This window comes from Agrobacterium sp. (assembly GCF_032092815.1).
In the GTDB taxonomy this organism is placed as follows: Bacteria; Pseudomonadota; Alphaproteobacteria; order Rhizobiales; family Rhizobiaceae; genus Agrobacterium.
Genome location: NZ_DAMDBP010000001.1, coordinates 58,008 through 64,684, shown reverse-complemented (window position 1 = coordinate 64,684; position 6,677 = coordinate 58,008). Strand labels below are relative to the sequence as shown.

Sequence of the window (6,677 nt, the reverse complement as noted above, 5' to 3'; positions counted from 1 at the left end):
GGTTGACCTCGGCCACCGAACAATGGGCGGTGATTGCGGTACAGGGACCAAAGGCGCGTGAGATCATCGAACCCTTTGTCGAGGGAATTGATATTTCCAACGAAGCCTTCCCGCATATGAGTGTTGCGGAGGGGACATTCTGTGGCGTGCCGACAAGGTTGTTCCGTGTATCCTTTACCGGCGAACTTGGTTTTGAAGTGAATGTGCCTGCTGATTTTGGACCAGCTGTATGGGATGCCATTCGCAAACGGGCAGAAGCGGTTGGCGGTTGCCTCTATGGCACGGAAACCATGCATGTTCTGCGCGCCGAAAAAGGGTACATCATTGTCGGTCAGGATACTGACGGCACAGTGACGCCTGACGACGCCGGCCTTTCCTGGGCCGTATCCAAGAAGAAAACCGATTTTGTCGGTATTCGCGGCTTGAAGCGCCCTGATCTGGTCAAGACCGGTCGCAAGCAGCTGGTCGGCTTGTTGAGCAAGGAGCCTTCCATCGTGCCGGAGGAAGGCGGGCAGATCGTGGCTGATCCGAACCAGCCAAAACCGATGACCATGCTTGGCCATGTCACATCGTCCTACTGGTCAGAAAATCTCGGCCGTTCCATTGCTTTCGGATTGGTGGTGGATGGTCACAAACGTGTGGGCGAAACGCTTTATATTCCGCTGGTGGATAGAACGATTGCCGTCGAAGTGACCGATATGGTGTTCTTCGACAAGGAAGGAGGCCGTATCCATGGCTGATATGGTTGAAGCAACAAGAACGCAGCCAAATGCCAGCTTCCGGCGTATTCACGGCAGTGTGTCGATCGAACAGGCGGCATTCGCTACACGCATTTCCCTGCGTGCCAAAAGTGATGCGGTTGCAGCACTTTCCACTGCACTGGGTCTTGTTCTACCGGTCAAACCGAAAACATCCAGTGTCTCAGGTCTGCGTTCAGCCCTTTGGCTCGGACCGGATGAATGGCTGGTGATTGACATGTCCGGCGGAGATTTGATGGCCGTATGCGCCACGGCTGACGCCATGCATTCGGCTGTCGATATCTCTCATCGCAACACGGCCTTTATCGTGTCGGGTGAAGATGCAGCCGATGTGCTGAATGCCGGTTGCCCGCAGGATCTGTCGCTTGCAGCTTTTCCGGTCGGAGCTGTATCACGCACGCTGTTCGGCAAGGCCGAGGTTGTTCTTTACCGGGTCACGGATGATACGTTCCGGGTGGAATGCTGGCGCTCATTTGCCGAATATGTTGGTGGACTTCTGCGTGAAGCGGCGAGTGAAGTGATCTTCTGACACTGTGACTGCTTTGCGCGGTCACGAGCAACGCAGTCGGTTTGATCAGGTCAAAGACCGAGCCAGCCAAACCATTCGACCCAGCGGCCGTGAAAATCAGCACGGCCGATCTGGTGTTTTTCGCCCGTCGGCCACAGCTGCAACGTCAAGCTGGCACTGCCCGGTGTGTCATCGGCTTCCATTTGCAGATGTGCCAGCGGCGCATTCTCAGATGCATTGTGTCCGGCATGTTCAATCAGTTCGAGCCCCTGCTGTTGCAAGGCGGCAGGCAGGTATTGCCAGGCGATGGAATGGTAGATGACGTGGCAGGCGCCGTTATGCACCTCTGACAATCGTGTCTTCAGCCAATCCACTGCATCGGCACGGGTGACGGTGAGGTGATGCTGATGGGCAATTTCCAGTGCGTTGGCGGTACGTTCGATCCGCTCGGCCTGATCTGCCCAGAGGTAGGATATCAGACGCTGGCGGTCTTCGGCCGATGAAGGATCCAACGGATTGAGATCGCACCCGGCTCTTTGCAATATGTCGATCGGAACGGACAAAGGCTGTTTTCCGCGCCATTCCGGCTTCAGGAACACTGGGGATGTATCACCCCAGGCCACGTCACCCAGCTGATACTGGTAGAAATCCCATTGCAGGTTAAGGCCGGCACTTGCGCCCACTTCCGACAACATCAACGGTTTTCCGGTGAGTGCGGCAATGGTCATGAAACCCGGCAGCAGTGCTGCCGAACGCCGGACCTCATTGGTTTGTGGAGCAGACTTCAACCGCTCAAGAATGAAATCGGTGCGCTGCCTGAGTGCATCGGCAACTGCTGGCCACAACTCTTCATCGGATGATTTGTGCGGCGGATAGACGTGCTGCAGGCTTGAGCCCACGCCAAGAACCACAAGGGCATGCAGGGCGCCAGCCAATCGCAAAGGCACTGAATCAGCGGCATGACTGGCATCGCCTGGCCAGTCGAGAATGGTCTGGCCAACGATTGTCTGCCTATCCAGATGTTTGGCAACTAGGCGACACAGGCGGGCGGTGAAGGGAGAGCCAAGCGTATCGCAAGCGACAGCCTGCTTTTCAAAGGCCTGTCGTACATCCGCTTCGCTCATGATCTCAATCCTCGTCTGGTCTGTCCTTGGGGTCGAACTGCACAATGGTGGTCCAGCGAGCCGTCAGGGCAGGTTTCTTTTCGTTTTCGATCTCTACCGACACATCGTAGCTGGTCATCATCATCGAACCACCACGCAGGCGTGCTTCGACCAGCGTGAAATGGCCGCGAATGCGGGCACCACTTTTCACCGGGCTTACAAAACGAATATTTTCAAAGCCGTAGTTGATGCCCATGGTCTGTTCACGGATCTTCGGCAGAGCACTGTAATTGATGGCAGACAGCAGGGAGAGCGTGAGAAACCCATGCGCAATGGTGCCGCCAAACGGGCTTTCGGCTTTGGCGCGCTCCGGATCGGTATGAATGAACTGCTCGTCCAGAGTGGCCTTGGCAAAGGCATCGATCATGGCCTGGTCGACGAGGATCCAGTCCGATACGCCGATTTCGCTGCCGATCAGGTTTTTTACGTCTTTTAATGAAATTTCACTGGTCATGATATTTGTTACCGGGGAATGTGTCGTCGTATTCTTCTTAGATGTTCGCCAGATGTGGCAACAACAAGATTTCTCATGGCTGATAATAAAAACCGACACTGCGCGCCGCGACGGGCGTGATGCCGTTGCTTTCGTCTTCCCCAACAGCTTTCCAGCCGCCGCCAGGCAAGACAAAGGTTTGAGCTTCGTATCTGCGGTTGAAGAGGACAGCAAAACGCGCGTTCTTACGAGTTTTCAGGTCCTTGGTTTTCAACAACATCGCCAAGGGCGTTCCATCAGGCCTTTCCCAATCTGCAACGCTCATCGGTGCGCCATCGGGGTTCAACCATTCAACATCCTGGTCATTGCCGGTGAAAAATTCCGTTGAGGAAAAAACAGCGAAACGTTTGCGCAAGGAAGACAGGAACGCGGTGTGGTCCACCAGTTCGCTGTTCAGTTTGTCCCAATCGAGCCAAGTAAGCTCGTTATCCTGCGCATAGGCATTGTTGTTACCCTGTTGGGTGCGTCCACCTTCGTCACCTGCCGTCAGCATGATGGCACCATGGGTGACAAACAGCGTCGACAGCATGGCTTTGATATCAGCGATGCGTCTTGAAACGATCTCAGGATCGCCGCTGGCGCCTTCGGCACCATTGTTCCACGAATGGTTTTCGTTATGTCCGTCGCGATTTTCTTCGCCGTTGCGTTCATTGTGCTTGCCGGCATAGGAGACGATGTCCATCAGGGTGAGACCATCATGGGCGGCCAGAAAGTTGACGCTGCGGGTGCTGGTGCCGCCATGTCGAGAAAAAATGCCCGAGGAACCGGCCAATGCATCGGCGAGCGCGCCGGTTGTCCATGGATCACCACGCCAGTATCGGCGCAGATCATCACGCGCCCGGTCATTCCATTCCAGATATCTATCCGGGAAATTGCCGAGCTGGTAACCGTCCGGGCCGATGTCCCATGGTTCGGCAATCAGGATGCGATCTTTCAGCAGAGGGTCGTTGTGAATGGCCGCCAGTGTCTGTGACTGGCGGTCAAAACCACGCGCCGTTCGGCCCAGGATAGGGGCCAGATCAAAACGAAATCCGTCGATGCCAGCATATTGAACGAAGTGACGCAGGCTATCGACAATAAGTCGACGCACTGGCTCGCTGTCGCAGGCAACGGTGTTGCCGGTGCCGGTGTCATTGACGAGAACACCGGGATTGTCTGCCGCGTGGCGATAATAATTGAGATTGTCGAGCCCGCGCAGTGACAGTGTTGTTCCGTATCGATCACTTTCACCGGTGTGGTTGAACACCAGATCGAGGATGATGCCGATATCCTGTGCATGGAGTGCGGCGACGGTGTCGCGCAGCTCGTTGACGCCACCGGGCGCAAGCCTCGGATCAAGCGCCATGAAGGCAACGGGGTTGTAGCCCCAGCCATTGGTCAGGCCGAGAGGCGGCAGATGGCGTTCATCGATCCATGCGGTAATCGGCATCAGTTCGATGGCATCAACGCCGATATGTTTAAGGTGGTCGATCACGGAAGGGTGGGCAAGCGCTGCAATCGTACCACGCTGATGTTCAGGCACATCAGGATGCAACATGGTGAAGGGTTTGACGGCTACTTCGTAGATGAAACCGCCCGTATTGAACCGCGGTTTTTCCAGCGTGACGGGCTTGTGCCGTGTCACAACCGATTTGGGGGTGACTGCACCAGTGTCCAGACCAAAGGTGAACAGGCTTGGATGGTTGGCAAATGGGCGGTCGAGTATGGTCGCATAGGGGTCGACGAGCAGCTTTGTCGGGTCAAACCAAAGGCCATGATCGGGGGCATAGACACCATGTGCCCTGTAGCCATAACGCGCACCGGGTTTGACGCCGTCTACGAACAGGTGATGCACATGATCGTCGCCACGCTCCATTGGCAGGCGGGCGATTTCCTTGTTGCCGGTATCGTCAAACAGGCAAAGCTCGAGTTTCGAGGCATATTGCGAACGGACGGCAAATTCTGCGCTATCCTGAAAAAGCTGTACACCGCCGTGTAAAGTACCGCCGGTATCTGTCAATGCGGTGTCATTGGCCATTGGAGGGGACTTCCAGAGCTTTTCCTGTGCGGGTTCGACAGGAAGGTTTCGACCGGCGCGCATGGTTACGGTGCCGCACACCACTCGATGTGCGGCACCGTTGATATTATCAGGTAATAACGGTTGGCTCGGAACGGCCGGTATGCGACTTGATGCCGGCAATGGTGTCGGCCACGGAAATCAGGTCAGCCAGGGCTTCCTGCGTGTCGATGGCGTGACGGGCCGAATCCGGCTCGTAACGTTCGACATAGAGACGAAGCGTTGCACCTGCCGTGCCGGTGCCCGACAGGCGCAGCACAATGCGCGAGCCGCCTTCAAACAGGATGCGGATGCCCTGATTTTTGCGCACCGACTGATCGATTGGATCGTGGTAGGCAAAATCATCGGCAGAGGCGACCTTGAGGTTGCCGTAGGTGGTGCCGGGAAGGGTTGCGAGCTTTTCGCGCAGCGTTGCAACAAGGGTGTTGGCGGCCGTTGCATCAACCTCTTCATAGTCGTGACGTGAATAGTAATTGCGGCCATATTCGGCCCAGTGTTTCGTCACGATGTCTTTGACGCTTTCCTTGCGGGCCGCGATGATGTTGAGCCAGAACAGCACGGCCCAAAGGCCATCCTTTTCACGCACGTGGTTGGAACCGGTGCCGAAGCTTTCTTCACCGCAGACGGTCACTTTGCCGGCATCCAGCAGGTTGCCGAAGAACTTCCAGCCGGTTGGTGTTTCATACATGCCAAGGCCAAGCTTTTCGGCAACACGGTCTGCTGCGGCACTGGTTGGCATGGAGCGGGCAATGCCTGAGATGCCAGCTGCATAACCGGGCGCCAGTTTGGCATTGGCGGCAATGATGGCAAGGCTGTCGGACGGGGTCACGAACATGCCCTTGCCGACAACCATGTTGCGGTCGCCGTCACCATCGGATGCAGCACCGAAATCCGGGCCTTCCGCACTCATCACATCGACATAAAGTTCCTTGGCGTGCACGAGGTTCGGGTCAGGGTGATGACCACCGAAATCTGGCAGAGGCACGGCATTGCGCACCGAACCCTTTGGCGCGCCGAGGCGCTTTTCCAGAATTTCAACGGCATAGGGGCCGGTCACGGCGCTCATACTGTCGATAACCACACCGAAACCACCTGAGATCAGCGCCTTGATGGCGCCAAAATCAAACAGGCTTTCCATCAGTTCGGCATAATCGGCAACCGGATCAATCACGTCGACGGTCATGCCGCCTGCATCGACCGAGCCAACGGCATCAAGATCGATATCGGCAATATCGGCAATCTTGTAGCTGTCGATAACCTTCGTGCGGGCAAAGATGGCATCGGTGATTTTTTCCGGTGCCGGGCCGCCATTGTCGACATTGTACTTGATGCCAAAATCTTCATCCGGGCCGCCGGGATTATGGCTGGCGGACAGCACGATGCCACCGAAGGCACCATATTTGCGAATGATGTTGGACGCGGCTGGCGTGGACAGAATGCCACCCTGGCCAACCAGAACCTTGCCAAAACCGGCGGCTGCGGCCATCTTGATGGCCTTCTGGATGACTTCGCGGTTGTAGTAACGGCCGTCGCCGCCAATCACCAGTGTCTTGCCTTGGAAGTTTTCAAGTGAGTCAAAAATGGACTGAATAAAGTTTTCTGCATAATTGGGTTGCGCGAAGACTTTCACCTTCTTGCGCAGACCGGACGTGCCGGGTTTCTGATCCTGAAATGGCGTCGTTGAGACGGTCTTGATCAT

At 56.1% G+C, this 6,677-nt stretch carries 6 protein-coding genes; 2 read left to right on the top strand and 4 right to left on the bottom strand.

Going from position 1 to position 6,677, the window contains the following annotated elements:
• On the top strand, nucleotides 1–740 hold a 740-nt coding region (locus RT613_RS00270; protein ID WP_313612040.1), incomplete at its 5' end, for a glycine cleavage T C-terminal barrel domain-containing protein.
• On the top strand, nucleotides 733–1,287 hold the full coding sequence (locus RT613_RS00265; RefSeq protein WP_409558728.1) for a sarcosine oxidase subunit gamma: 555 nt from the start codon (nucleotides 733–735) through the stop codon (nucleotides 1,285–1,287). The genes RT613_RS00270 and RT613_RS00265, both read left to right, overlap by 8 nt.
• 50 nt (nucleotides 1,288–1,337) lie before the next feature.
• Here RT613_RS00265 and RT613_RS00260 read toward each other — a convergent pair whose 3' ends face one another.
• The 4 genes from RT613_RS00260 to RT613_RS00245 all read right to left on the bottom strand — a co-directional run bounded on the left by RT613_RS00260 (nucleotide 1,338) and on the right by RT613_RS00245 (nucleotide 6,677).
• A complete protein-coding gene (locus tag RT613_RS00260; RefSeq protein ID WP_313612038.1) occupies nucleotides 1,338–2,390 on the bottom strand; it encodes a DUF2332 family protein in 1,053 nt (350 codons plus the stop codon).
• Between the two features lie 4 nt (nucleotides 2,391–2,394).
• The gene (locus RT613_RS00255) at nucleotides 2,395–2,883 is read right to left on the bottom strand and encodes a MaoC family dehydratase (RefSeq protein ID WP_313612036.1); all 489 of its coding nucleotides are present in this window, start codon (nucleotides 2,881–2,883) and stop codon (nucleotides 2,395–2,397) included.
• A 73-nt stretch (nucleotides 2,884–2,956) separates the two neighbouring features.
• Nucleotides 2,957–4,939 carry a glycogen debranching protein GlgX gene (glgX, locus tag RT613_RS00250; protein ID WP_313612034.1) on the bottom strand — a complete coding sequence of 661 codons (1,983 nt, stop codon included), beginning with the start codon at nucleotides 4,937–4,939 and terminating at the stop codon, nucleotides 2,957–2,959.
• 109 nt (nucleotides 4,940–5,048) lie between these two features.
• Nucleotides 5,049–6,677: an alpha-D-glucose phosphate-specific phosphoglucomutase gene (locus RT613_RS00245; protein WP_313612033.1), complete on the bottom strand. Its 1,629-nt coding sequence runs from the start codon at nucleotides 6,675–6,677 to the stop codon at nucleotides 5,049–5,051.